Consider the following 23719-nt stretch of genomic DNA (forward strand, 5'->3'; position numbering starts at 1 on the left):
ACGCGCGAGTGCATGCCCGGGAGCGGCTGTGACACGAGACTTCGGCAGGAGGCTGTGGCACGAGACTTCGGCACGGGGTAGTGCCACGGGATGGCACGGTCAGCCCTGGCCGGAAGATGCCGCCGAGTGCCAGGCGGCTCGAGTTCTCCACACGCACTGGCTCATCCACAGCCTCGGCCCTTCCACCTCGCAGAACCCCTGGCCCCGGCCGACCGGTCGCGATACTGCGTGGCGTGGACGATGACCAGCACCGACCCGCCATCCTTACGGCGGCCGACCTGCTCGATCGCGGGTACAGCCGCCGGGCGCGCGAGTACGCCGAACGACACGGCAGCCTCACGCGTGTCCGTCACGGGGTGTACGCCCTCGGAGCCGAGCTGCCGACGGGGCCGGCGGCCGACGAGGCGCTTCTCGAGCTCCGTTCGCGGGCCGCGGCTCTGCACATCGCCTCGGGGACGGCGCTGTCTCACACCTCGGCGCTGGTGATGCACGGGTTGCCGGTGCACGGACTGGATACTGGCCGCGTGGTCACGACGCGGCACCGCCCGGGAAGCGGTAGCCGGCGGGGCGACCGAGGGGTCTGCTACAACGCCGATCTCGTCGATGCGGTCGTCGATGTGGACGGGATCCCCGTGACGACTGCGGCCCGGACGATCATCGATGTGGCCCGGACCGGGAACTTCGCGGGTGCGGTCTGCGCGGCGGACGAGGCGCTGCGTCGTGATCTGTGTACCCGCGACGAGCTCACCGCCCACACGGTCGCCGCCGCCGGTCGGACGGGGATCAGCCGGGCTCGGGCGGTCGTCGCGTTCGCGGACGGGCGTGCCGAGTCGGTGTTGGAATCGCTGAGCCGGGTCTCGATCAGTCGCGCCGGCCTGCCCGTGCCCGAACTCCAGATCGAGTTCACCCTGCCGGACGGGAGCACTGTCCGGGTCGACATGTACTGGGACGAGTGGCAGCTGGTCGCAGAATGCGATGGCCTTGGAAAGTACAAGGTCGACGACGGCGAGGTGGCCGTCCGCCGGAGGTTGCGCGCAGAGAAGGCACGGCAGAACGGGCTCGAATCCCTGGGACTGATGGTCCAGCGGTGGCAGTGGCCGGACTGGCGTGACGACCGGATCGAGGGGATCGTCCGAGGTGCGATGCGGATTCGCGAGAGCTCGGGATTCGGGCCGCGGCGGGTGGGGTGACCCTCTGGTGCCACACGCCGATGGCCCTCCGCAGCCGCAGCCGCAGCCGCAGCCGCAGCCGCAGCCGCAGCCGCAGCCACAGCCACAGCCTCAGCCGCTCCCGGGCCTGTATTCGCGCCTGCGCAGCGGTTCACGCGCGTGTTCATAGAAGAGAGCGGATGTGCGGGGTTGCGTGGATCTTCGGAAGGGCTATGTCCCGGGGAGCGAGCAGGCGCACGAGCAGACGCCGACCGGGAGGCGCGGGACGCGCGGGAGGCGCTGAGGCTGCGCTGTGGTCGGGCTGTGGACGGGCTGTGGGCGCGGCGTGTGGCCGGACTCACGGTCGAGCAGCCACAATCGGGATATGACGACTTCCGGTGGCCCCCCGCCGACCGTACGACGACGACTGCGGACCGTTCGACTGGTCCTCGAACGCTCGGTGGGCGAGTTCTTCCGCGACCGGGGCCCAGACCAAGCGGGTTCGCTCGCGTTCTACGGAGTGCTCTCACTCTTTCCCGCGCTGCTGGTGGTGGTCTCGCTGCTCGGCGTGTTCGGGCAGGGGGCCAGAACGGTCGACGCCCTCATGGAGATGCTCTCCGACATCGCCCCCCCGGAGGTGCTCGACCCGATCCGCGGCCCCATCGAGGCCGTCGTCACCACCCAGGCCGCCGGCACCGCGCTCGTAGTCGGTTCTGTCATCGCGCTGTGGACGGCGTCGCGCTACGTCTGGGCGCTGGGTCGCGCGATGAACGCCGTGTTCGGCGTGGAGGAGGGCCGGCCGCCCTGGCGGCTACTGCCGGTGGGGGTTGTGCTCACGGCGCTGCTCATCGTCCTCGTCGCCGCCGGCGGGCTGGCGCTGGTGTTCACCGGCCCCATCGCCGAGACCGTGGGCGGGTGGATCGGGCTCGGCGAGACCGCGCTGGCCGTGTGGAGTGTGGCCAAGTGGCCCGGGGCCCTCGTCTCCGCGGTTCTCGCGTTGGCGATCCTCTACCGGTTCGCACCCAACGTCGCCGGACGCAAGTTCCACTGGGTGTCCCTGGGTGCGGCCGCGGCCCTGCTCATCATCGCCATCGCGACGGCCGGATTCGGCTTCTTCGTCTCCAACTTCGGTAACTTCAACCGTTCGTACGGCTCGCTCGCGGGGATCATCGTGTTCCTGCTGTGGCTGTGGCTCGTCAACATGGCCGTCCTCTACGGAGCGCGGCTGGACACGGAGGTGTTGCGCGTCCGGCAGCTCCGGGCTGGTCTCCCGGCCGAGGAAGCCGTGCAGGTGACCCCGCGCGACACCACCGCGAGTGACTTCTTCGCGCGTCGGCGGGCCAAGATGCTCGCCGACTACCGGGAGCTCCGCCGCGAGCCGGCCGACCCCGCCGCCGACCCCGCCGCCGATCCCAGCGCAGACGCCGCGATGTCCGGTACCCCGAGCCCCGACGCCCCCACCGCCGAGCCCGGTTCCTCTGCTGAGGACGCGAACGTCGAGGTCGCGGAGCCGGCCGAGACGGCCCGTCCGCGACGGTAGGGTTGGACGCATGCGCCTCGTCGTCACCGGGGGAGCCGGGTTCATCGGCGCCAACTTCGTCCACACCGTGGTCCGTCAGCACCCGGATGCCCACCTGACCGTTCTGGACTCCATGACCTACGCCGCCAATCGCGCGAGCCTGGCGGGCTTGCCGGCCGACCGCGTCGAGGTGGTGGAGGGCGATTGCGCGGACCCGGTGGTCACGGACCGGCTCGTGGCTCGGCTCACCGGACCGCAGGACGCGGTGGTGCACTTCGCCGCCGAAAGCCACAACGACAACTCGCTGGCCACGCCGTGGCCGTTCGTGCACTCAAACATCGTCGGTACATACGCGGTCCTCGAGGCCTGCCGCAGTCACGACGTCCGACTGCACCACGTCTCCACCGACGAGGTGTACGGCGACCTTCAGTTGGACGATCCGGCCAAGTTCACCCCGGAGACCGCCTACAACCCGTCGAGCCCCTATTCGGCCACCAAGGCGGGTGCGGACATGCTCGTGCGCGCGTGGGTCCGCAGCTTCGGTGTGCGAGCAACCCTCAGCAACTGCTCCAATAACTATGGTCCGTACCAGCACGTGGAGAAGTTCATCCCGCGGCAGATCACCAACATCCTCACGGGCGTCCGCCCACGCCTCTACGGAAGTGGGGCCAATGTCCGCGACTGGATCCACGTCGACGACCACAACTCCGCCGTCCTGGCGATCCTCGAGCGCGGAGAGCCCGGCCGGACCTACCTGATCGGCGCTGACGGCGAGTGCTCCAACCTCGAGGTGATGCGGCTGATCTGCGAGCTCATGGGTGCCTCCGGCGCCGGAAGCGATCCGGGCTTCGACCATGTCACCGACCGCCCCGGGCACGACCTGCGCTATGCCATCGACGCCTCCGCCACCCGCGACGAGCTGGGGTGGCAGCCGCAGCACACCGACCTGCGCGAGGGGCTGAGCGCGACCATCGGGTGGTACCGCGACAATCGCGACTGGTGGGAGCCGGTCAAGGCGCAGGTCGAGGCGAAGTACGCGCGGACGGAGAAGGTCCTGTGAAGGGCATCGTCCTGGCCGGCGGCAGCGGCACCCGCCTGCGCCCGCTCACCTTGGCCACGAGCAAACAGCTCATGCCGGTTTACGACAAGCCGATGATCTACTACCCGCTGTCCACGCTCATGCTGGCGGGCATCCGCGACATCCTGCTCATCACCACCCCCGAGGATGCGCCGCAGTTCCGCCGGTTGCTCGGCGACGGCAGTCAGTTCGGCATCACGTTGAGCTACGTCGAGCAGGCCGCGCCCGAGGGTCTGGCACAGGCGTTCGTCCTGGGGGCGGACCACATCGGCAGCGAGCCGGTGGCGCTGATACTGGGGGACAACATCTTCTACGGCCCCGGCATGGGCACGCAGCTGCGGCGGTTCGCCGATCCGGACGGCGGTGCGGTGTTCGCCTATCGCGTCTCCAACCCGAGTGAGTACGGCGTGATCGACTTCGACTCCGACGGCCGCGCGATCAGCCTCGAGGAGAAGCCCGAGAACCCGTCATCCGATTTCGCCGTCCCGGGCCTCTACTTCTACAGTGCCGACGTGGTGGACGTGGCACGCGGCCTCGGTAAGTCCCCGCGCGGGGAGTACGAGATCACCGACATCAACCGTCACTACCTCGAGGCCGGCCGCCTCCAGGTCGAGGTGCTCCCGCGGGGTACCGCCTGGCTGGACACCGGCACACACGACTCCCTGCTCGACGCGGGCAATTACGTCCGCACGATCGAGGACCGGCAGGGACTGAAGATCGGTTGCCCGGAGGAGGTGGCGTGGCGGATGGGGTATCTCGACGACGACGAGCTCATCACCCGCGCCCACGACCTCAGGAAATCGGGGTACGGGGCCTACCTCCTCGACATGCTCCGCCGCGAGAAGGGCCGGCACCTGTGAGCAACGGCCGTCCCGACGATCCGCCTGCACAGCCGCTCCCCTCGATGCACTCCCGCGTGAGCAGCAGCGCAGGCGGGAGTGCATCGGCAGGAGCGCCTGCAGAGGGGTCGCGCGGGCCCTTCCGCCCCCGCGGCCTGCCACGAATCCTCGTCACCGGCGGTCGCGGTCAGCTCGGTCGGGAGCTGTCCCGTGTGGCCGACGCCCCGGGCCGCGATGAGCTCGACCTCACCGCGCGCGAGTCGATCGCGGCGACGCTGGATCGGTACGCGCCGGAGGCGGTCATCAACGCGGCTGCGTACACCGATGTCGACGGCGCCGAGGCCGACGAGGCGGGTGCGCGGGCGGTCAACAGCGACGGCGTTCGCGACTTGGCGGTGGCCTGCCGAGACCGCGGGATCCGCCTGATTCACATCAGCACCGACTACGTCTTCTCCGGCGAGATCCCCGGAGGAGGCGACCCGGCGACCGCTCCCGGGCTCGAGCCGATGGACGCCACCGAGCCGGTGACGGTCTACGGTCGCACCAAGCTCGAGGGGGAGCGGGCCGCGCTCGAGGTGTACCCGGAGACGACCGTCGTGCGAACGTCGTGGCTCTATACCGGTGCGTGGAGGGTCATACGGAACCAGCCCGGCAGTGACTTCGTGGCCACTATGATCCGCCTGGAATCCCAGCGGGACACGATCGATGTCGTTCACGACCAGTGGGGCTCACCCACCTCCGTCGGGACCCTCTCCGGGCAGCTCCTCAGTCTTCTCTCTGCCGAGAAAGGGGGGAGGGTTGACCGCCGCGGTCAGACACACCACGTCACGGGCGGCGGGCGGGCGACTTGGTTCGAGCTCGCCCGCACGGTGTTCAGGCAGCTCGGGGCCGACCCTGAGCGAGTACGCCCCTGCACGAGTGCACAGTTCCCCCGACCGGCACCGCGGCCCGGGTTCTCCGTCCTCGCCGACCGGGCCTGGCGGGAACTGGGCCTGAGTCCGATCGATGACTGGCGAGATGACCTCGTTCCCGGGATGAGCTATCTCGTGTCGACCCGCGACTGGGCGACGAGATCGGAGGGGCAAGCCTCGTCGTCGTCGGATCCGCAACGTCCCGTGCCGGAGAGTGACGCACCGGGGTGAACCGGCATCTTCGCCGCGCGGCCGTGGCCGCCACCGCAGTGGCCACGGTCGCCGCCCTCGCCCTCAGCGCCTGGGGCGCGTTCCTCCTGCAGCCCCGCGCGGACGAACCGGCCCGCGCCGACGCCGTGGTCATGCTCGCCGGCGCCGACGACGGTCGCCACCTCTACGCCCGCGATCTCGTGGACGCCGGATATGCCGACGAGCTTCTGGTGAGCAACCCCGGTGGGAACTCCGAACGGATCGCCCGCCGGCTGTGCACCGGCATCGCCCGCCCGGCCGACGCGGAGGTGGCGTGCTTCGCCCCCGAGCCGCGGACCACGTGGGGCGAGGCTCAGGCGGTGGCCGCGATCGCCCGGGCCCGGGGATGGGAGCGCATCCTCGTCGTCACCAACCGTCCCCACACCCTGCGTGCCGGCCTGTGGATGCGTGGGGCGACGGGGCTGGACGTGAGGATGACGCCGATCGAGCGCGTCGACTGGCCGATGCTCCCGGTGCACGCGGTCTGGGAGCTCGCGGGGTTCGTCAAGGGCCGCCTCAACGGCCACTGGTGACGGCCCCTGGTGACGGCGCGGCGGGTCGGGCGGGCCGGTTCAGGCGGGCCGGGAACGCATGGCGGACGGCACCGCGATGGGCGCGCGGGTGGTCAGCATCGGGGCCCCCAGACCCTCGTGGGCCCGGGTGATCCGGCCGAACACGGCGGTCCTGTCCATGGGGCGGTGGGGCAGGTCGAGCGCGCGGCGTACGTCGGAGGGGACCAGGCTGGCGGCGGCGTCGACCACCGTCACGCAGGAGCGGTGGGCCGTGATCGAGGTGCCACCGACCCCCTTGCACGCGCGGGCCGTCTCGCGTAGACGGGTCGCGGCCAGTCGTCCCGCGCAGGTCGCTCGAGCCCGACCTCGGGAGGAACGGAGCAGCTGCTCGAGCTCCCGGACAGTCGTCGGAGAGGTCCGGGTGCCGTGGAGGTGCGCCACCCCGGCGGACTGGCGCACGTACTCGTCGGACTCCGCCGGTGTCAGCGGTCGTGCGGTGAAGCGTTGGAACGCGGCCAGCAGGGCCCACGTGAGGGCCGCATGTGCCCACTCCACGAGTTCCGGGTCCGAGCCGTAGTAGTACTCACCGTGCTCGGTGGTGCCGGAGAGCATGCAGCGGTCGCGGTGGGCGTTCTCGATGGTCACCATCGCGTCGTCGACGGTGCCGAACGTGGTGATCTCCACGAGATCGTGCAGGTAGTCGTCGGCGGCCCAGGGGTTCTCGACCGCGTCCGCGGCGGCGAGGGCCGCGGCGAAGGCGGGGTGGGCGGTCACCATCAGCAGTCCGGTGGTGATGCCGATCGGGGTCGCGGCGTCGCCGTGGACACGCCAGACGGGGTCGCCCGGGTGGAACCAGCGGGGGCCGGGGATATCGAGGATCGAGCACACGGGAGTGTCCGTTGCACCGCGTCGAGCAAGTGGTGACATGGGTACGCCCTGAGGGGTTGTGGCGCCGCGCGTGACGGCCGGATGGTACGTGGCGACAACTTTAACGCCCGCCCCCGCGTTCGCGTGGAATTCCCTTGGCGCGGGCTGAGGAAATCCCGTGAACGTAAGAGGGGGACACGGCCTCTAGGCTGGGACTGCACGCCCTCAGGGCCCCGACTCACCTCAGGAGACGCCACGTGAGCTCTTCCCCCCTTCCCGCCCCCCGTACCGGCCCCGTCGTCCCCGACCGCTTCGCCGGGAGGACCGCGCTCGTCACCGGCGCCAGCCGCGGGATCGGCCTGGGCATCGCGAGGCGTCTGCTCTCCGAGGGGGCGTCGGTGGTCATCACCGCGCGCGGACAGGAGGGCCTCGACGAGGCGGTGGCCGAGCTCGGTGCGCCGGACCGGGTGCTCGCGGTGGCGGGGAAGTCCGACGACGAGGACCACCAGCGCGAGGTGCTGTCCCGGGCAGAGGAGGCCTTCGGCCCCGTGGACCTGCTGGTCAACAACACCGGCATCAACCCGGTGTTCGGTCGGACGGTCGACGTGGACCTGGCGGCCGCGCGCAAGATCACCGAGGTCAACGCCCTCGGAACGCTGTCCTGGACGCAGAAGGTCTACCACTCGGGGCTCGGCGAGCGGGGCGGGGCCGTGGTCAACATCGCCTCGATCGCGGGCCTGGCACCCTCGCCGGGTATCGGGTGGTACGGCGCCACCAAGGCGTTGGTCATGCGGTTGACGCAGGAGCTCGCGGTGGAGGTCGGCCCCTCGGTGCGGGTCAACGCGGTTGCGCCGGGCGTCGTCAAGACCCGCTTCGCCGAGGCGCTGTACTCGGGCCGTGAGGAGCAGATGTCCGCCGCCCTGCCCGCCGGCAGGCTGGGGGTCGCCGACGACATCGCCGGTCCCGTGTCCTTCCTGCTCTCGGACGACGCCCACTGGATCACCGGGCAGACGATCGTCGTCGACGGCGGTGCCCACATCGTCGGTGCCGGGCTCCAGGGCTGAGATGACATCGATCCAGGAGTTCTGCGCCTCGACCGGACGCACGCTCGAGGCGAGTCCGCCGATGGCGGTGGCGGGACAGCCGTTGACCTGGGTGGACAGTGCGCCGTGGCAGCGTATCGAGTCCCCCGAGCCCTCCGCGGTGATCTACGTGGACCCGGGGGCCCACCGGGACGGGTTCTCGCCCAACGCCGTGGCCACCTGCGCCCGCGTCGCGCCGGCCATGTCGACCGACGACGCGGTGGCCAAGATCGTCGCCACCGCCGAGGTGCTCCCCGACTGGACACTGCTGGAGGAGGTCGCGGGGGAGGGTGACGAGGATGCGGGCGCCGTACGCAGCATCTACCGATTCGTCCGCGGCACCTACACGGCCGAGCCCGGTCAGATGGCCACCTCGAGCCTGATCGTGGGATGGAGCGACGACGAGGCGACCTATGTCTTCCAGTTGGTGGTGACCGGGTGGCGCGAGGACGCGGGTACCCAGGACTCCGCCATGGACTGCCTGCTCATCGGAGAGTGGTCGGCCGCGCAGATCGTGGAGGCCATGCGGGGTTGACGCACGCAGGCGAGCCGGGGGTCGCCCGCTAGGGTGGTGCGATCAGGCGAGGCGCCGACAGGGGCCCGGCGATCAGGAAGGCGGGACCGGGGTGCAGCTACGTGAGCTGGGTGTGACGGGGGCGTGGGAGGTCACCCCTCGCCAGATCTCCGACGACCGAGGGGTGTTCCACGAGGCCTTCACCGATCCCGCGTTCCGCCGTATGACAGGTCACCGGTTCGACCTCGCGCAGGTCAACGTGTCGGTCTCGGGAGAGGGCGTGCTCCGCGGGCTGCACTTCGCCGAGGTCCCCCCAGGTCAGGCCAAGTATGTGCTGTGCCCGTCGGGCACGGTGTTCGACGTGGTGGTGGACGTGCGGTTGGGTTCGCCGACCTTCGGCGAGTGGTCGGGGGTCATCCTCGACTCTGTCGACCAGCGTGCGGTCTCCGTTCCGGAGGGCGTGGCGCACGGATTCCTCGCACTGGAGCCGCAGTCCACGGTGATGTACCTGTGCTCGGAGGGGTGGCGACCCGGTGCCGAGCACGTGGTGGACCCCTTCGACCCGCACATCTCGATCGACTGGCCGTCGGTCGCCCTGGACGGCACCCCGATCTCGCACGTGATGAGCGACAAGGACCGCGACGCCCCGAGCCTGCTCGACGTCGCGGCGGCCGGGCGCCTGCCGCGGTGGGAGGACTGCGGTGAGTACGTGGAGCATCTCCGGCGGGCCACCGGTCGTGTCGATGACGAGTGGCGCCCGAACGCACACTGACATACCCTAGGGGGTATCGGACGGCGCCCGGCCGGGCCGAGGACCCTCACGAAGGAGGCCACCATGTGTTATCCAGTCACCTGCGCCGTCTGCGGAAAGACCACCTGGGACGGTTGCGGCCAGCACGTCGCGGACGTCAAGGCGTCCGTGCCCGCCGAGCAGTGGTGCGGCGGCGAACACCCGGCCCCCGCGCGGTAGGTGGGACCGCGCCGGGAACCACCACCGGGGGCGTCCGCCGCCGCTCCGGCACCACGGACCCCTCCGACGGGGTAGAACCGGGGGACACGCACTCCCGTCCCTCCCGGAGGCCCCAGTGAGCACCCCTTTCGTCCTCGTCGAGCGCAGCGGACCGATCGCGCGCGTGACCCTCGACCGGCCCGAGCGCCGGAACCCGCTCTCGCTGCAGATGATGCGCGAGGCCACCGCAGCGATACGCGCGCTCGGCGAGGACCCGTCGTGTGGAGTCGTGGTGGTGACCGGCTCCGGTCCGGCCCTGTCCGCCGGGCACGAGATCGGCGAGATGATCGACCGCACCCTGGAACAGGAACGCGAGGTCTTCGAGACCTGCGTCGAGTTCATGGAGTCGATCCAGGCGATCCGTCAGCCCGTGATCGCCGAGGTGCAGGGTCACGCCATCGCCGCCGGGTGTCAGCTGGTGGCCACGTGCGACCTCGCGGTGACCGTCGACTCGGCGCGCTTCGGAACCCCGGGCGTGAGGATAGGACTGTTCTGCTCGACCCCCATGGTCGCGGTCTCCCGCTCGATCGGCCGTAAGCGTGCGCTCCAGATGCTGTTGACCGGCGAGACCATCGACGCCGCGACCGCGGTCGAGTGGGGTCTGGTCAACGAGGCCGTGCCTGCGCAGGAGCTCCGTGCCCGGGTCGACGAGTTGGCCACCCGGATCGCCGACGCCAGCCCGCTGACCCTGGAGATCGGGAAGCAGGCCTTCTACCGGCAGATCGACCTCCCGCAGGACGAGGCCTACCGCGAGATGGCCGAGACCATGGCGACCAATGCCGTCACGTGTGACGCCCAGGAAGGGATGAGCGCGTTCCTGGACAAGCGCACCCCACACTGGCGGGGGGAGTGAGCCGGGGTCAGCGAACTCCGGCCCGGCCGCGCCCGCTCACCCGGCCGGGCATCCGCTCCCGCGCCTGCTCGCTCCGAGCAGAGGCGCCCCCGGCGATGAACTCCCGCGTGTACCGCGGTTCACGCGGGAGTGCATGCCCAGGGGCGGCTGCGGAGGGGGCGGCTACGGAGGGGGCGGCTGCGGCGACTGGCGGGCCGGCCGGTCGCCACGGCAGCAGGCTCGGTGGTGCGCGACCAGGCGCGGGCGCGGTCTAGGATCGGCGCCATGGCGATCTCGGTGATGGCGGTCTGTACCGGCAACATGTGTCGGTCGCCGCTGGCCGAGCGACTGCTCGCCGCGCGGGCCGCCGAGGCGGGACTGGACGTGGTCGTGGATTCCGCCGGGACCAGGGCGGTCAACGGAGTGGAGATCCACCGTGAGACCCGGCGGGTGCTCGAGGGCTACGGCGGCAGCGGCGACGGCTTCGCCTCCCGGCTCATCTCGCCCCGGCTGCTCCGGGGGCGCGACCTCGTCCTCACGGCGACCCGCGCCCATCGCGACGCGGTGCAGGAGATGGCCCCGCTGCTGTGGAAGAAGACGTACACGATCCTGGAGGCCGCTCATCTGGGGGACTCCGACGCGGCGCTGACCCTCGCGGGATTGGCGCGGGCTCGTCTGGGCCTGGACACCGACGACCCGGCGTGGGACGTCGAGGATCCGATCGGCCGCGAACCGGAGGTCTTCGACCGGACCGGCGCACAGATCAGCGACGCGATCGACTCGATCGTGCGGCTCCTGGCCCGCTAGGGGTCGAGGGGTTTGCGCCCGTCGAGATCGCGTAGGAAATCGGGGTCGTCATCCGGGGCGATGACGCGCGGCGGGGCCGGCCGTGACCCGGGCCCGAAGGCCCGCCACAGCAGGATCGCCACGGTTACCACTCCGATGAGTGCGAACAGCCAGATCACTCGAACCTCCTTCCCACCACGATACGTATCCTGGTGTTCATGAGCGAGCGAGACGAGACAACGATCCCGGCACAGGCGCCGACCGGAACCACGCCCGGTGCACGCCTGGCCCGCAACATGGTGTTCTACACCGTGTTGCGCCTGCTCATGGTGGTGGCGTTGACACTGCTCATCATCGGTATCGGCCGAGTCGCCGGGGTGGACGTACCGGTCCTGGTCGCGGCGATCTTCTCCGTGGTGGTGGCGCTGCCGCTGTCGATGATCCTGTTCACCCGTCTGCGGGCCGAGATCAACTCCGACATCGCGGCCGTCGACTCCGGGCGTCGCGAGAAGCGCGAGGACCTACGACGTCGGATGGACGAGGCCTAGCTGCCCGCGCTGCCCGTCGGGGTCGGGGCGCGCCAGGGGAGGGCGGGGAGCGGTTCCGAGCTCTGCGATCCCGTCGATCCCGCCCACCCGAACGGCGACGGAACCGACGACTGCGGATCCGACGTCTGGGGCACCGAGGTCTGCGGCGTCGATCCCACGGCCCCGGTGTCCTGGCCGCCGGTCGGCACGGCAGTCGGGGACGGCTGCGCGGATCCAGGGGTCACCGGATCGGATCCCGCCTGGGTGGTCGAGTCGCCGTCGCCGCCGGGGGTGGTCGGCACGGTGCCGCCCGGAGAGGTCGGCGTGGTGGTGGGCGTCGGGCCCTCCGGCGACGTCACGGGGGTCTCCGGCGTGGTCTCGTCGGTGTCGCCCTCGTCCGGTGCGTCGGTGTCCGGTTCGCCGTCGCCCGGCTCACCGTCGCCGGGTTCACCACTGTCCGGTTGGTCCCGGTCCTCGTCCGGCTCGTCGCCGTCGGCGTCCTGCAGCCAGGGGTCCCGCGTCCCGGCGTCGGTCCGGGGTTGCGCAGGGGTCCACTGATCGGTGGTGGGCTCGGGCTGTGGTTGGCGGGTGGGCGCGTAGGTGCCCGTGTCCTCGTCGGCGACATATAGTGCGCCCGGGGCGGGCTGTACCCCGATGTAGTACCGGCTGAGGCAGTGGTCGGTGACGCTCTGGGTGCCGTCGGTGAAGATGGTCATCCCCGGGGTGCCGCCGTCGGCCTCGGTGGCGCACCGGGCGATGAACCGCCCCGGCTGGGATTCCCGCTCGGTCGGCTCGGCGGCGGAGGTCAGTTCGGTGGCAGAGGCGGACCGCGGGGCTTCGGAGAGGACCTGCGGTTCCGTCTGAGCGCACGACGCCGCTACCAGCGCTATCGCGCCGGCGGACAGGAGCACCCGAGTTCGCATAACGATAGTGTCTCAGTTCTGTCAAAGGATGGCCACCGAAAGAAATGTCACCGTGCGTGGTGCCCGTGGGCGGCGGGGTCAGATCCCCGTGACTCGCACGCGGACCGCCCCGAGGGCGGCAACGACGGCGGCGAGGACGGCGGCAGCGACGCCTCCGGCCCCCACCATGAGCAGATCGGCCACCGGGACAGGAATGTTACCGGCTGTCCCGGGGCCTACGAGGGCGACGGCGCCGAGCCTGCCGAACGTCGCCCCCAGGACCGCCCCGAGAGCCGATGCACACGACGCCACCAGCAGGGTTTCCAGCACGAGCATGAGCCACACGCCGGTGCGGGTGACGCCGACGCCGCGCAGGAGCGCGATCTCGCGGGTGCGTTCCCGGATCGCGAGCGTGAGGGTGTTGACCACGCCGACCAGCGCCAGCGCGACCGCCACCGCGAGCAGCAGGGAGCTGGAGGTCAGGACGGTCCGGACGGAGCCGGCGATCTGCTCCCGTGAGGCGAACGTCTCGGTGACCGCCAGAGACGGACCGGCGTCCACCACCGCCGAGCGCACCCCGTCGAGCGCGGCCTCCAGTCGCTCGCCCTCGAGGCCGTCGTCCATCCGAAGCCACTGCTCGGTGCGGGGGATGAACTGCTGAGGTATCTCCTGTCCCTCCGGCCACGGGGACCCGTCCGGGAGCTGCGCCACGGGCCAGTCGGGCACGCTGCCCGGGGCGGCGAGGGCCCACTGGTCGCTGGTCCGGCGCACCACCAGGTCCCGGCCGTCGTCGTCGGAGAAGAAGGTGAACCGGACGGTGTCGCCGTCACGTGCGCCCGCGGCCACGGGGGAGGACTCCGGCAGCACGATCTCGCCGGGGCCGGGTAGGACCACGTCGCGCCGCATCACCTGTGCGATGCGGGACGGCTCGGCCACCCGCAGGACCGTGCGCCTGCCCTGATCGTCGCGGGCGTACATGTCGACGACGACGAGGGATTCCGCCACCCCGTCCAGGCCCGCCAGCTGCTCGGGCAGTCCGTCGGGCAGCATCCCGTCGGGTGCGGTGACGGTCACGTCCAGCGGGACGCGGTCGACCAGCCGCGACTCGATGGCGGGCCCCAGCAGGGCGATCCCGGTGACCATGGTCGAGGTGAGCGTCACTCCCACCAGTACGGCGGCCGAGGTGGCGGCCGTACGGCGCGGACTGCGTGCGGTGTTGCGCGCGCCGAGCAGACCGACGGGGCCGAGGAGAACTCCGACGGCGGTGCCGATCGTCCCGAGCAGGGTGGGCAGGGCCCCGGCGGTCACGGCCAGCACGCCGAGGAACGTGAGCACGCCCCAGGCGCCGGCCTCCACCACGGACCGGGAGTCCACCGCGGACCTCATCGCGGTCCAGCCCACCAACGCGACCGCGGATCCCGCCAGGACCATCGCGAGACGACGCCACCACGGGTCGGGCCGGACGTCGGCCGGCCTGAGCGCCTCCAGGGGGCTGCCCGAGGTGGCCCGCCACAGCGCGGGGAGGGCGGTGAGCAGGGTGACCCCCACCCCGACCGCCGCGGCGAGTGCGTACGCGCCCGCCGGCACGGTGACCTCCTGCAGCGGGATCGTCACCCCGAGCCGCGGCGCGAGGTCCGAGGCCGCCGAGACCCCCGCCCGGCCCAACGCCAGTCCGGCCGCGGTGGCGAGCACGGCCACCACCAGCGCCTCCGCGGCCCCGGACAGGCGCAGTTGGAACCGCGAGGCGCCGAGGCAGCGCAGCAGCGCGGTCTCGCGGACGCGGGCGGCGAACACCACGGCGAAGGTCGTGCCGATCACGAGTGCGGCCACCGCCACGGCCAGGACGGTGAACGCGAGCAGGGCCCGGGTGTAGACGTCGCGGCTGCCGACGAACGACTCGGCGAGCGCGTCGGCTTCCGCCGCGCCGGTGGAGACCTCGACGGCCGAGGTGCCCGGGATCCCGGCCAGCCGCTCCTCGATCTCCGCAGCGAGGGCGGTGTCCGGGACCGAGCCGTCTCCGGCCACGCGCACGTCCCCGCCGGCGCCCGACGCGGACCACTGCTGGACCTGCTCGTCGACGGTGTACAGCGGGAACGCCGCCTTGAGGTCCGGTTGACCCGACAGATCGAACATGCCCACCACAGTGACCGGGGCGGGATCGGAGCGTCCGGACGGTTGGACCTCGAACGTCGCACCCAGCGGGATGTCCGAGTCCGCTCGCACGGCCACCTCGCCCGGCCCGGCGGGCAGGCGTCCGGACGCCAGGTTCTGCCAGCGCAGGTCGTCGTCGGGGGCCAGCGCCGTCGCCGTCGTCATCTGTTGGGCCCGTCCCTCCGCACGGACCCGGACGTACGTCTGCGCGTCGACCGTGACCGCCCGGACCCCGGGCGTGGATCCGATCGCCTCGAGGCCGCGCCGCTGCGCCTCGGCGGCCTCCTCGCGGCTGGCGTCGGTTCCGGCGGAGGTGCGGTCGCCGAGGTTCTGCACGAGCACGGCGGTGCCCGCGTAGCGCATCCCGAAGGTGGCGTCCGCGCTGGCGGAGATCGTGCGCAGGACGCCCACCGAGGCCAGGACGAACCCCACGGCCACGGCGATGGCAAGGATCGTGCCCAGGTAGCGACCCGCGTGGGCGCGGAGCTGACCCAGGATCAGCCGGGGGCTCACGCGGTGGCCGGGCGGCGGCCGGTGAGGCCGCGCATCGCGGTGTCGATCGTGTCGGGGGTGGGGGAGTCGACCTCGTCGGCGATACGCCCGTCGGCCAGGACCAGCACCCTGTCGGTGTACGCGGCGGCGTGGGCGTCATGGGTGACCATGACGACCGTCTGGCCGGCCTCCCGCGCGCACGCCCCCAGCAACCCGAGCACCGCCTCCCCGGACTCGGAGTCGAGGTTCCCGGTCGGCTCGTCGGCGAAGACCACGTCGGGCTGCGGCAGCAGTGCGCGGGCGATGGCCACCCGCTGTTGTTGCCCGCCTGAGAGTTCGTGTGGTCGGCGGCGGAGCAGGTCGCCTATTCCCAGTTCACCCACCAGGGAGTCGAGTCGCGTGCGGTCCGGGCGACGGAACGCCATACGTACGGGCAGCACGATGTTCTCGCGCACCGAGAGCGAGGGCACCAGATTGAAGGACTGGAACACGAAGCCGACCCGGGTGCGGCGCAGGCGGGTGCGGCCGGCATCGCCCAGGCGGGTGACCTCGGTGGAGCCGATGGCCACGGTGCCGTGGTCCGGGGTGTCGAGACCGGCCAGGCAGTGCATGAGGGTGGATTTGCCGCTCCCGGACGGGCCCATCACGGCGGTCCATCGCCCCTTGTCCACCGCCACGTCTACTCCGGCCAGGGCCCGGACCCGGACGCGGCCGTGCGAGTAGGTCTTGCGCAGGCTGTGTGCCCGGATCGCGATCTCGGGGGGTGGGGTCACGGGGGTCCTTCCTTCGGCGATTGCATCCGGCGCCGAGTGTATTGACCGCCGGTGGGCCGTGACCGCCGGTGTGGGCCAGCGCCCGGAGGCCCGGGCGAGCCTGTGGCTCATGTGACTGATGTGACGTAAGGTACTGGTGTGACTGGGATGCCCCGGTCGTGCCCGCCCCCAGGACGACAAGGTGAAATCATGTTCCAGCGCCGCCCCCATCGCTCCGCCCCCCGCACACGATCACTCGCCCTCGGTGGCGCCCTCGCCGCGCTCGCGGTCGTCGGCGGCGGGACCGTCGTGGCCGTGTCCGCCCCCACCGACGTGGTCGCCGGGGACATCCTCCTGGCCCAGAACGCAACCGCCCAGGAGATGGAGTTGGGGGTCCCGGTGAACCTCGACCTCGAACCCGTGGTGGCACAGGCCGCCGGAGGGGCGATCCCGGCCGGCACCACCATCCAGGTCACCGGCCTGCCCGACGGTCTCACCCAGAACGGATGGGTGATCTCCGGGACACCCACCCGTGCGGGTGACTACGACGTGCTCGTCACCGTCTCCAACGGCCTGGTGTCCGAGTCCGAGAAGCTCACCGTCACCGTGACCGACTCCCCCGGCGCCGGCGGGGAGGCCGCGACCACCACCGCCACGGAGGACCCCGCGGCCACCGCCGCCGCCGAGGACCCCGCGACCGCGACGACCACCCAGCCGGCCCCGACCCTCTCCGCGGTTCCCGGTTCCCCGGTGGCCGAGCCGGCCGAGGGCGAGTCGACCGAGGGTGAGTCGGCCGAGGGCGACGCGGTCACCCCTGACGTGACCGACGACGAAGCGGTCACCTCGCCCGACCTGTGCGCGATCCTCGGTGGCGAGACGGAGGGCGAGACGGACGGCGCGTCGCTGACCCGCCTCCTGCCGGCGATCACCGGGGGCGACGACTCGGCCTCCTCCGGGCTGATCCTGGTCCTGGTCAACGCCGTCGTCGGCCTGCTCCCCTCCATCCTCGGGGAGAGCGGCTCGACGGACGATCTGGGTTCGGCCGGGCAGCTCCTGTGCACGATCTCCCCGGCACTCCTGGGCGGCGAGCCCGCCGGAGCGGTCGACGGCGAGACCGCGGGGGCCACCGTTCCCGGAGCCTCCCCGTCCGCTCTCCTCGGACTGCTCACGACAGGGGCCGGCAGCCTCGGCGGCTGACGCATCAGGACGTACCGCGACAATGCCTCCCCGGGGGACGGCCCGGCGGGATACAGTCCTGTGGTCGACAGCAGGCGCCCCCGGCCAGTGGTGGCGCATCGCAGCGTCCGTCGCCAGCTAAGGGGTCTCCTCGCAATGTCCACGCGCAGAATCGTCACCGCCTCTGCCGCCGCGCTCGCGGTGGTCGCACTCTCCGTTCCGGTCGCCGGTGCCCAGGACGACATCCCGGGGCCCGGTTCCGGGAGCTCGGACGCGGGCAGCCTCGATGCGGGGAGCCTGGACACCGGCAGCCTGGGTGCGGGCAGCCTGCAGGACGGCAGTCTCGGAGGCGAGAGTCTCGCGGGTGGCAGCCTGGACAGTGGCAGCGGTGAGGGCGACGACGACGAGGTGGGCTCCAGCGAGGGCGGCAGCCTCGACTCGGGGAGCGCGGAGGACAGCAGCCTCGGCGACCTGGCCCCCGAGTCCGAGGCGACGTGCGAACTCCCGGATCTCGGTGGCTCGGTCGCCAAGTTCTACCCGTTGTTCGGGATCTCGGGCATACCGAGCGGGGTTCTCGATCTCGTCACCTCGGCCCTGGGTTCCTTCCCCAATCTGCTCGACGTGGTCGCGGGCCCCGGTGGGGGAGCGGCGCTGGTGGGTCAGGCGGGATCGCTCACCGACCCGCTGTGCACCTCCATCTTCGGCGGCGAGATGGTCCTGCCGCCGGTCACCGTGATCGTCGACGGCGACGGCAATCCCGTCACCACCGTCACCGGAACCGTCGCTCCCGCCGGTAGCGCACCGGTGTCCACGTCCGGCTCCACCACGAACTCGACGCCCGCGGCGGACGGCGACGACACGGGTTCCGCGCAGTCGGTGGATCCCGGTGCGGCGACAGGAACCGTGGCGCTGCCCACCAGCGTCCCCACGCCCGGCGCCTGACCGCGCCCACACCCCGAGCCTTGGTGGCCCGGTCCCCTGACGGGGGCCGGGCCACAGTCGTCTCCGGGGTCGGAGCCGGGCGATCAGTCGCCCTTCATCCGGAGCTTGATACCCCAGGCGTGTGTTACCAGTGGGGCTAACGAGGTGGAAGTGAATGTTGAGTCAGGAGTAGACAGTTGATGTGTACGGGGTTAGAGTTGCACGGGTAATGGTCTGCGCTCCCATATCCGGGGAGTGAGTGATCCGAACCCCTCCGGAAGGAACCAGTCGATGCGTGCTCGCCTCGCCCGCCCTCGTCGTATCGTCCGGGGTCGCCTCGTCGCCCCCGTCGCAGCCGCTGCGGCGGTCGCACTCGTGGGCGGCGTCGTCGTCGCCACCCCGGACGCCCCCACCGTGCGCGGTGACGTCCAGACCGTCGCCGTGAGTGCCCCGGCCTTCAACGCCGGCGCCTCCTACTCGTTCAACATCCAGGCTCTCGTCGGGCAGGGCCAGTGGGCCGGCATCGTCATCACGGATGTCACCGGCCTGCCCGAGGGCCTGACCTACGCCGATGGCGTCGTCTCCGGGACCGCCGTGGCCTCGGGCGTGTACACCGTGTCCGTCGTCGGAACGGTCGCCGGCGCGCCCGTCACCGTCCCCGTGACCCTGACGATCAACAACGTCGATGGCTCCGCCCCGGCCGGCGCCGGAGCGGAGGCCGGTTCCGCGGGCGCCGTCGAGGGCAGCCTCGGCGGCGAGGCCCAGGCCGGCGGGCAGGTCACCACCGGTTCCGCCGGCACGGACGCGATCCTCGGGGCCGTGGTGAGCATCGTCGGTTCCTTCGGCGGGGAGGCCGCGACCGAGATGGTGACCGGATCGCTCGGCACGGGCGAGACCACGCCCGACGCGCCGGGCGAGACCCCGACCGGCCCGCTCGGCAGTGGCGCCGATGGCCAGATCGACCTCGGCAGCCTCGGTGGCGAGACCCCGGGCACCGACACCCCGGACACCCCGGACACCGACGTCCCGGACACCGGATCGCTGGGCATGCCGGGTTCGTCCGGGACCGCCGGTGGAGAGGCCAACGGTGAGGTCACCGGCGGGCTCGACACGCAGAGCCTGGGACCGCTGGGATCCCTGATGGACACCGGGGGACAGGCCGGTTCGACCGGAGACGGTGAGACCACCGTCGGCGGCGACCTCACCACCGGTGGCGGTCTCGACACCGTCGCGCAGGTCGAGGTGCCGGGCTCGTCCATCGACACCGGTTCCCTCGGGAACCTCGCCCCCGGCCTCGCCTTCACCGGCATCGCCCTGCTCGGCCTGGCCGGTCTCGGGCTGGCGCTGGGCGGCGGGTCGTCGACCCCGGGTTCGACCGCTCTACTGCCGGCCCTGCCGGGCTCGAGCACCAATGGTGGTTCCGCCGGGTCGACCGCCCCGACCGTCGCCGCGGGTGCCCCGAGCACCGTCCAGGCCCCCGGCCCGACCGTCGCCAACGGTCGCGGCTGAGGCCACGAACTCCCGGCGGCCGCGCAGGTCGCCGGTGACCACGTCCACCCCGAGGCCGTCTCACATGATGAGAAGGCCTCGGGGTGAAGTGCATTCATGGGTTACGGTGGCCGGGTCCGCGCTTCACGCCGGTAACTTCTGAAAGGCCCGTATGCGCATCTCCCGCCCCCTCATCGCTTCTGCCGCCGCGCTCTCCGCCATGGCCGCGATCGGTGTCGCCTCAGGTCAGGTCGCGGCACCCGGATCCGCCCCCGTCGTCGAGGCCACCGATGTGGCTCCGGTCGCGTTGCCGTCGTTGACGCTGCGGGTCGGCGAGTACATGGAGCGGCGGGTCAGCGACTACGTCACCCCGCCCCCGGGCGCCTCGATCCGGTTCCAGGGCCTGCCGCCCGGGCTGACCTACGACCCGGCCACCACCGCGATCAAGGGTACGCCCACCGTCGCGGGCGTCTACACGCCGGTCGCAACCGCGTACATCTTCGGGGTTCCGGTCCGCACCGAGTCCACCACGGTCACCGTCAACGGCGGCGGTGGCGGCGGTGGCGGTGGTGCTGCTCCCGCACCCGCACCCGCGCCCGCCCCGGCACCGGCACCCGCGCCTGCCCCGGTGTCGCCGCCGGCGCCCGGCACCATCGCCATCGCCGACATCGACGGCCTGCCACTGCCGGATGAGGTCAAGGACGCGCTCCGGGGCGCCGCACTGGCGATCAACGGCGGCATCCAGGCCGCCTGGTCCGCCGTGCCCGAGGGTTCGCTGGGCAAGTAGCTCGCTGGGCAAGTAGACCGTCAGCTGGTCCACGGACGCACAGCGACGGCCGGCAGGTCAGATCGTGGCGATCAGCATCCCCGCGCTGACCAGCACGCTCCACGTGAGCATCGCGAGCCCGGCCGTCGTCAGCGCGGGGATGAGTCCGATTCCTGTGGCCCGGGTCCGCACCGGCGCGTTGGCCTTCCACGCCACCGGCATCGCCAGCAGACCCAGAAGTGCCCACGGGGTCGCGGCGGCCAACGCCACCGTGGCCAGTAGCGGCACCAGCAACTCCAGCACGGCGTGAAGCCCCCGGGTCCGTGAATCGCCCAGGCGCACGGCGAGCGTGATCTTCCCCGCCTCGGAGTCCGACGGGATGTCCCGCAGATTGTTGGTCAGATTGACCGCGCACGAGAAGCTGCCCACCGCCACCGCCGAGACCACGGCGTACCAGGTGACGGACCCGAGCTGCGTGAACTGGGTGCCGATCACGGCCACCAGGCCGAAGAACACGAACACCGCCACCTCACCCAGACCGCGGTAGCCGTACGGCGAGGACCCGCCCGTGTAGAACCACGCCGCGAGGATGCACAGCAGGCCCACCGCGATCAGCCACGGCGCCGAGGTCCAGCTCAATACCACGCCGGCGAGTCCGCCCAGCCCCAGGAACGCGAACGCCGCCCGCTTGACTGAGGCCGGTCGGGCCAGTCCCGAGCCCACCAGGCGCAGCGGTCCCACCCGCTCGTCGTCCGTTCCCCGGATGCCGTCGGAGTAGTCGTTGGCGAAGTTCACGCCCACGATGAACGACCACGCCACCACGAGCGCCAGGAGAGCCTTCCACCAGACGAACCCCCCCGCCAGCGCCGCGGCGGCCGAGCCGACGAGTACGGGGGCGAACGCGTTGGGCCAGGTCCGGGGCCGCGCACCCTCGAGCCAGTCGGTCAGCGTGGCCCCGCCGGGGGAGCGCTCGGCAGCGGGGGAGAAGTCGGTCTCTCGGGTCATTCCCCGATTGTCCCATCGACGAACCCCGCCGCGACCGCCCGTCGGTCGACCTTGCCCCCCGGCAGCGCGGGCAACGCGTCGAGCACCGCCACCGCGGCGGGCGCCGAGTGTGCCCCGAGTAGCTGCGTCACGTGCGCCCGGAGCTCGTGCGGCGCCGCCGCCGCGCGCAGTGTCACCGCCGCGACGGGCCGGGTACCCAGGCGGGCGTCCGGAATACCGACGACGACGACGTCGACGACCGCGGCGTGCCGCCGGAGTGCATCCTCGACGGTCTGCGGGAGGAGCGTGAGCCCACCGACGCTCAGCGCCTCGTCGAGCCTGCCGAGGATGCGTAGCCGGCCGTCGGGGCCGATCCGCCCGGCGTCGTCGGTGCGGAACCACCCCTGCCGGGCGAACGCCGGATGGTCCGGTGCGTTCCGGTACCCCAGCGCGAGCTGCGGGCCGGCCAGCCAGACACGCCCCTCGTCGTCGTCGATCTCCATCCCCACACCGTCGAGCGGCAGCCCGTCGTAGACACACCCACCTGCGGTTTCACTCATACCGTAGGTCCGCACCACACGGACCCCGGCCTCCGCGGCGCGGGCCAGCAGTTCCGGGGCGGCGGCGGCCCCACCGAGAAGGACGGCGTCGAGGGCGGCCAGTGCGGTCACGGCCTCGCGCGGACCCTCGTCGAGGGCCTTGGCCAACTGGCCGGGGACCAGGGAGGCGTAGGCGCGGGCGGCCGTGGACCCGCACGTGGCGACCGCGCCGGGCAGCGCCGCGGGGTCGAACCCCCCGGTCACGTCCACCACCACGGGCTCGTGCCCGGCCCGCAGGGACCGCAGCATCACCTGCAGGCCGGCGATGTGGTGTCCGGGCAGCGCCAGGATCCAGCGGCCCGGCCCGCCGAGAGCGGTGTCGGTCGCGGAGGCAGAGGCCGCCAGGGCGTGCGCCGAGAGCATCGCGCCCTTGGGGGTGCCCGTCGACCCGGAGGTGCTCACCACCAGGGCGGCGCGGTCGTCGATCGGCTCGCCGGGGCGCATGGCGCCCGAGAGCAGGCGCGTGCGCGCGGGATCGTCGGCCGGGACGGGCAGGAGCGCGGGACCGCGGTCGGACAGCACGTCCTCCAGTACCGGGAACAGGCGCGCGACCGCCGCGCCGCCGGGGACGGGCAGTGTGCGCAGTTCGCGGGATCCGGGCATGGATTCGGCCCGCGCCGTCAGTAGTAGTAGGGGAAGTCGTCCCAGTTCGGGTCGCGCTTCTCCAGGAACGCATCCCGGCCCTCGACGGCCTCGTCGGTCATGTAGGCCAGGCGCGTGGCCTCGCCGGCGAACACCTGCTGACCCATCAGGCCGTCGTCGGTGAGGTTGAAGGCGAACTTGAGCATCCGCTGCGCCGTGGGCGACTTGCCGTTGATCTGACGCGCCCACTCGATGGCGGTGTTCTCCAGCTCGGCGTGATCCACGACCCGGTTGACCGCACCCATGTGGAACATCTCCTCGGCCGTGTAGGGCTGGCCCAGGAAGAAGATCTCGCGGGCGAACTTCTGGCCGACCTGCTTGGCCAGGTACGCGCTGCCGTAGCCGGCGTCGAAGGAGCCCACGTCGGCATCGGTCTGCTTGAACCGGGCGTGCTCGCGGGAGGCCAGGGTCAGGTCGCTCACCACGTGCAGGGAGTGACCGCCGCCGGCCGCCCACCCGTTGACCAGGCAGATCACCACCTTGGGCATGGTGCGGATCAGCCGCTGGACCTCGAGGATGTGCAGGCGACCGCCCTCGGCCTTGACCCGCGCCTCGTCCACCTTGTCGGCGGTCGCGCCGGCCACGTCCGCGTCGTGCTCGGTGGAGTACTGGTACCCGGAGCGCCCGCGGATGCGCTGGTCGCCGCCGGAGCAGAACGCCCATCCGCCGTCCTTGGCGCTCGGCCCGTTGCCGGTGAACAGCACCGTGCCCACATCGGGGGAGCGGCGGGCGTGGTCGAACACCCGGTACAGCTCGTCCACGGTGTGCGGGCGGAAGGCGTTGCGGACCTCGGGGCGGTCGAAGGCGATCCGCACGATCCCGTTGGCCCGGCCCTCGCCGACGTGGCGGTGGTAGGTCAGGTCCGTCAGCCCCTCGCCGCTGCGGAAGCCCTCGACCTCCCGCCACTGCGACGGATCGAACGGGTTCGCGGTCTCGCCCTGCGCTGCGCTGCTCTCGGTCATGGGTTCGACGT

25 protein-coding genes are annotated in these 23719 nt (G+C 71.9%); 17 read left to right on the forward strand and 8 right to left on the reverse strand.

Features of this window, described 5'->3' with window-relative positions:
* Nucleotides 1–233: 233 nt before the first annotated feature.
* From NJE57_RS19520 to NJE57_RS19545, 6 genes are all read left to right on the forward strand, one after another.
* Entirely contained in the window at nucleotides 234–1190 is a 957-nt protein-coding gene (locus NJE57_RS19520; protein ID WP_319030148.1) for a hypothetical protein, read from the forward strand.
* Between the two features lie 343 nt (nucleotides 1191–1533).
* Complete coding sequence (locus tag NJE57_RS19525; protein ID WP_319030149.1) at nucleotides 1534–2688, forward strand: YihY/virulence factor BrkB family protein; 1155 nt, start codon at nucleotides 1534–1536, stop codon at nucleotides 2686–2688.
* Between the two features lie 10 nt (nucleotides 2689–2698).
* The gene (rfbB, locus tag NJE57_RS19530) at nucleotides 2699–3727 is read left to right on the forward strand and encodes a dTDP-glucose 4,6-dehydratase (RefSeq protein ID WP_319030150.1); all 1029 of its coding nucleotides are present in this window, start codon (nucleotides 2699–2701) and stop codon (nucleotides 3725–3727) included.
* A complete protein-coding gene (gene rfbA / locus NJE57_RS19535) occupies nucleotides 3724–4605 on the forward strand; it encodes a glucose-1-phosphate thymidylyltransferase RfbA (protein WP_319030151.1) in 882 nt (293 codons plus the stop codon). The genes rfbB and rfbA overlap by 4 nt, the downstream gene beginning before the upstream one ends.
* A gap of 134 nt (nucleotides 4606–4739) precedes the next feature.
* Nucleotides 4740–5726 carry a dTDP-4-dehydrorhamnose reductase gene (rfbD, locus tag NJE57_RS19540; RefSeq protein WP_319030183.1) on the forward strand — a complete coding sequence of 329 codons (987 nt, stop codon included), beginning with the start codon at nucleotides 4740–4742 and terminating at the stop codon, nucleotides 5724–5726.
* Nucleotides 5723–6277, forward strand: a complete 555-nt coding sequence (locus tag NJE57_RS19545; RefSeq protein WP_319030152.1) for a YdcF family protein — start codon at nucleotides 5723–5725, stop codon at nucleotides 6275–6277. The genes rfbD and NJE57_RS19545 overlap by 4 nt, the downstream gene beginning before the upstream one ends.
* A gap of 39 nt (nucleotides 6278–6316) precedes the next feature.
* Here NJE57_RS19545 and NJE57_RS19550 read toward each other — a convergent pair whose 3' ends face one another.
* Nucleotides 6317–7144 (reverse strand): oxygenase MpaB family protein, encoded by an 828-nt coding sequence (locus NJE57_RS19550; RefSeq protein ID WP_319030153.1) that lies wholly within the window; start codon nucleotides 7142–7144, stop codon nucleotides 6317–6319.
* Nucleotides 7145–7380: 236 nt separating this feature from the next.
* Here NJE57_RS19550 and NJE57_RS19555 point away from each other — a divergent pair, with 236 nt between their 5' ends.
* From NJE57_RS19555 to NJE57_RS19580, 6 genes are all read left to right on the forward strand, one after another.
* The gene (locus NJE57_RS19555) at nucleotides 7381–8187 is read left to right on the forward strand and encodes an SDR family oxidoreductase (protein WP_319030154.1); all 807 of its coding nucleotides are present in this window, start codon (nucleotides 7381–7383) and stop codon (nucleotides 8185–8187) included.
* A gap of 1 nt (nucleotide 8188) precedes the next feature.
* A complete protein-coding gene (locus tag NJE57_RS19560) occupies nucleotides 8189–8740 on the forward strand; it encodes an LpqN/LpqT family lipoprotein (RefSeq protein ID WP_319030155.1) in 552 nt (183 codons plus the stop codon).
* A 91-nt stretch (nucleotides 8741–8831) separates the two neighbouring features.
* A complete protein-coding gene (locus NJE57_RS19565) occupies nucleotides 8832–9491 on the forward strand; it encodes a dTDP-4-dehydrorhamnose 3,5-epimerase (RefSeq protein ID WP_319030156.1) in 660 nt (219 codons plus the stop codon).
* A gap of 63 nt (nucleotides 9492–9554) precedes the next feature.
* The gene (locus NJE57_RS19570; protein ID WP_319030157.1) at nucleotides 9555–9689 is read left to right on the forward strand and encodes a hypothetical protein; all 135 of its coding nucleotides are present in this window, start codon (nucleotides 9555–9557) and stop codon (nucleotides 9687–9689) included.
* Between the two features lie 115 nt (nucleotides 9690–9804).
* Nucleotides 9805–10581 (forward strand): enoyl-CoA hydratase, encoded by a 777-nt coding sequence (locus tag NJE57_RS19575; protein WP_319030158.1) that lies wholly within the window; start codon nucleotides 9805–9807, stop codon nucleotides 10579–10581.
* A 264-nt stretch (nucleotides 10582–10845) separates the two neighbouring features.
* Nucleotides 10846–11367, forward strand: a complete 522-nt coding sequence (locus NJE57_RS19580; protein ID WP_319030159.1) for a protein-tyrosine-phosphatase — start codon at nucleotides 10846–10848, stop codon at nucleotides 11365–11367.
* Here NJE57_RS19580 and NJE57_RS19585 read toward each other — a convergent pair.
* Nucleotides 11364–11525, reverse strand: a complete 162-nt coding sequence (locus tag NJE57_RS19585; protein ID WP_017837921.1) for a hypothetical protein — start codon at nucleotides 11523–11525, stop codon at nucleotides 11364–11366. The genes NJE57_RS19580 and NJE57_RS19585 overlap by 4 nt on opposite strands.
* A gap of 39 nt (nucleotides 11526–11564) precedes the next feature.
* Here NJE57_RS19585 and NJE57_RS19590 point away from each other — a divergent pair, with 39 nt between their 5' ends.
* A complete protein-coding gene (locus NJE57_RS19590; protein WP_319030160.1) occupies nucleotides 11565–11894 on the forward strand; it encodes a DUF4229 domain-containing protein in 330 nt (109 codons plus the stop codon).
* Here the strand turns inward: NJE57_RS19590 and NJE57_RS19595 are convergent.
* The 3 genes from NJE57_RS19595 to NJE57_RS19605 form a co-directional block, all read right to left on the reverse strand.
* A complete protein-coding gene (locus NJE57_RS19595; RefSeq protein ID WP_319030161.1) occupies nucleotides 11891–12796 on the reverse strand; it encodes a hypothetical protein in 906 nt (301 codons plus the stop codon). The two genes, NJE57_RS19590 and NJE57_RS19595, sit on opposite strands and share 4 nt — an antisense overlap.
* Before the next feature lie 78 nt (nucleotides 12797–12874).
* Nucleotides 12875–15439: an FtsX-like permease family protein gene (locus NJE57_RS19600; RefSeq protein WP_319030162.1), complete on the reverse strand. Its 2565-nt coding sequence runs from the start codon at nucleotides 15437–15439 to the stop codon at nucleotides 12875–12877.
* The gene (locus NJE57_RS19605) at nucleotides 15436–16191 is read right to left on the reverse strand and encodes an ABC transporter ATP-binding protein (RefSeq protein WP_319030163.1); all 756 of its coding nucleotides are present in this window, start codon (nucleotides 16189–16191) and stop codon (nucleotides 15436–15438) included. Before NJE57_RS19605 ends, NJE57_RS19600 begins: the two co-directional genes overlap by 4 nt.
* 189 nt (nucleotides 16192–16380) lie before the next feature.
* Between NJE57_RS19605 and NJE57_RS19610 the strand changes: the two genes are divergently transcribed.
* The 4 genes from NJE57_RS19610 (at nucleotide 16381) to NJE57_RS19625 (ending at nucleotide 20542) form a co-directional block, all read left to right on the forward strand.
* A complete protein-coding gene (locus NJE57_RS19610) occupies nucleotides 16381–17367 on the forward strand; it encodes a hypothetical protein (protein WP_319030164.1) in 987 nt (328 codons plus the stop codon).
* 135 nt (nucleotides 17368–17502) lie between these two features.
* Entirely contained in the window at nucleotides 17503–18288 is a 786-nt protein-coding gene (locus NJE57_RS19615) for a hypothetical protein (protein WP_319030165.1), read from the forward strand.
* Between the two features lie 270 nt (nucleotides 18289–18558).
* Entirely contained in the window at nucleotides 18559–19776 is a 1218-nt protein-coding gene (locus NJE57_RS19620; RefSeq protein ID WP_319030166.1) for a hypothetical protein, read from the forward strand.
* Nucleotides 19777–19927: 151 nt separating this feature from the next.
* On the forward strand, nucleotides 19928–20542 hold the full coding sequence (locus NJE57_RS19625) for a hypothetical protein (protein ID WP_319030167.1): 615 nt from the start codon (nucleotides 19928–19930) through the stop codon (nucleotides 20540–20542).
* Nucleotides 20543–20599: 57 nt separating this feature from the next.
* On the opposite strand, the gene NJE57_RS19630 is transcribed toward NJE57_RS19625, so the two are convergent.
* From NJE57_RS19630 to NJE57_RS19640, 3 genes are read right to left on the reverse strand one after another with little or no spacing between them, the layout of a single operon-like run.
* Complete coding sequence (locus NJE57_RS19630; protein ID WP_319030169.1) at nucleotides 20600–21526, reverse strand: 1,4-dihydroxy-2-naphthoate polyprenyltransferase; 927 nt, start codon at nucleotides 21524–21526, stop codon at nucleotides 20600–20602.
* Nucleotides 21523–22707 carry an o-succinylbenzoate--CoA ligase gene (gene menE / locus NJE57_RS19635; RefSeq protein ID WP_319030170.1) on the reverse strand — a complete coding sequence of 395 codons (1185 nt, stop codon included), beginning with the start codon at nucleotides 22705–22707 and terminating at the stop codon, nucleotides 21523–21525. Before menE ends, NJE57_RS19630 begins: the two co-directional genes overlap by 4 nt.
* 17 nt (nucleotides 22708–22724) lie before the next feature.
* Nucleotides 22725–23708 carry a 1,4-dihydroxy-2-naphthoyl-CoA synthase gene (locus NJE57_RS19640; protein WP_319030171.1) on the reverse strand — a complete coding sequence of 328 codons (984 nt, stop codon included), beginning with the start codon at nucleotides 23706–23708 and terminating at the stop codon, nucleotides 22725–22727.
* Nucleotides 23709–23719 lie beyond the last annotated feature (11 nt).

This window comes from Dietzia sp. PP-33 (assembly GCF_033790845.1).
Taxonomy (GTDB): domain Bacteria; phylum Actinomycetota; class Actinomycetes; order Mycobacteriales; family Mycobacteriaceae; genus Dietzia.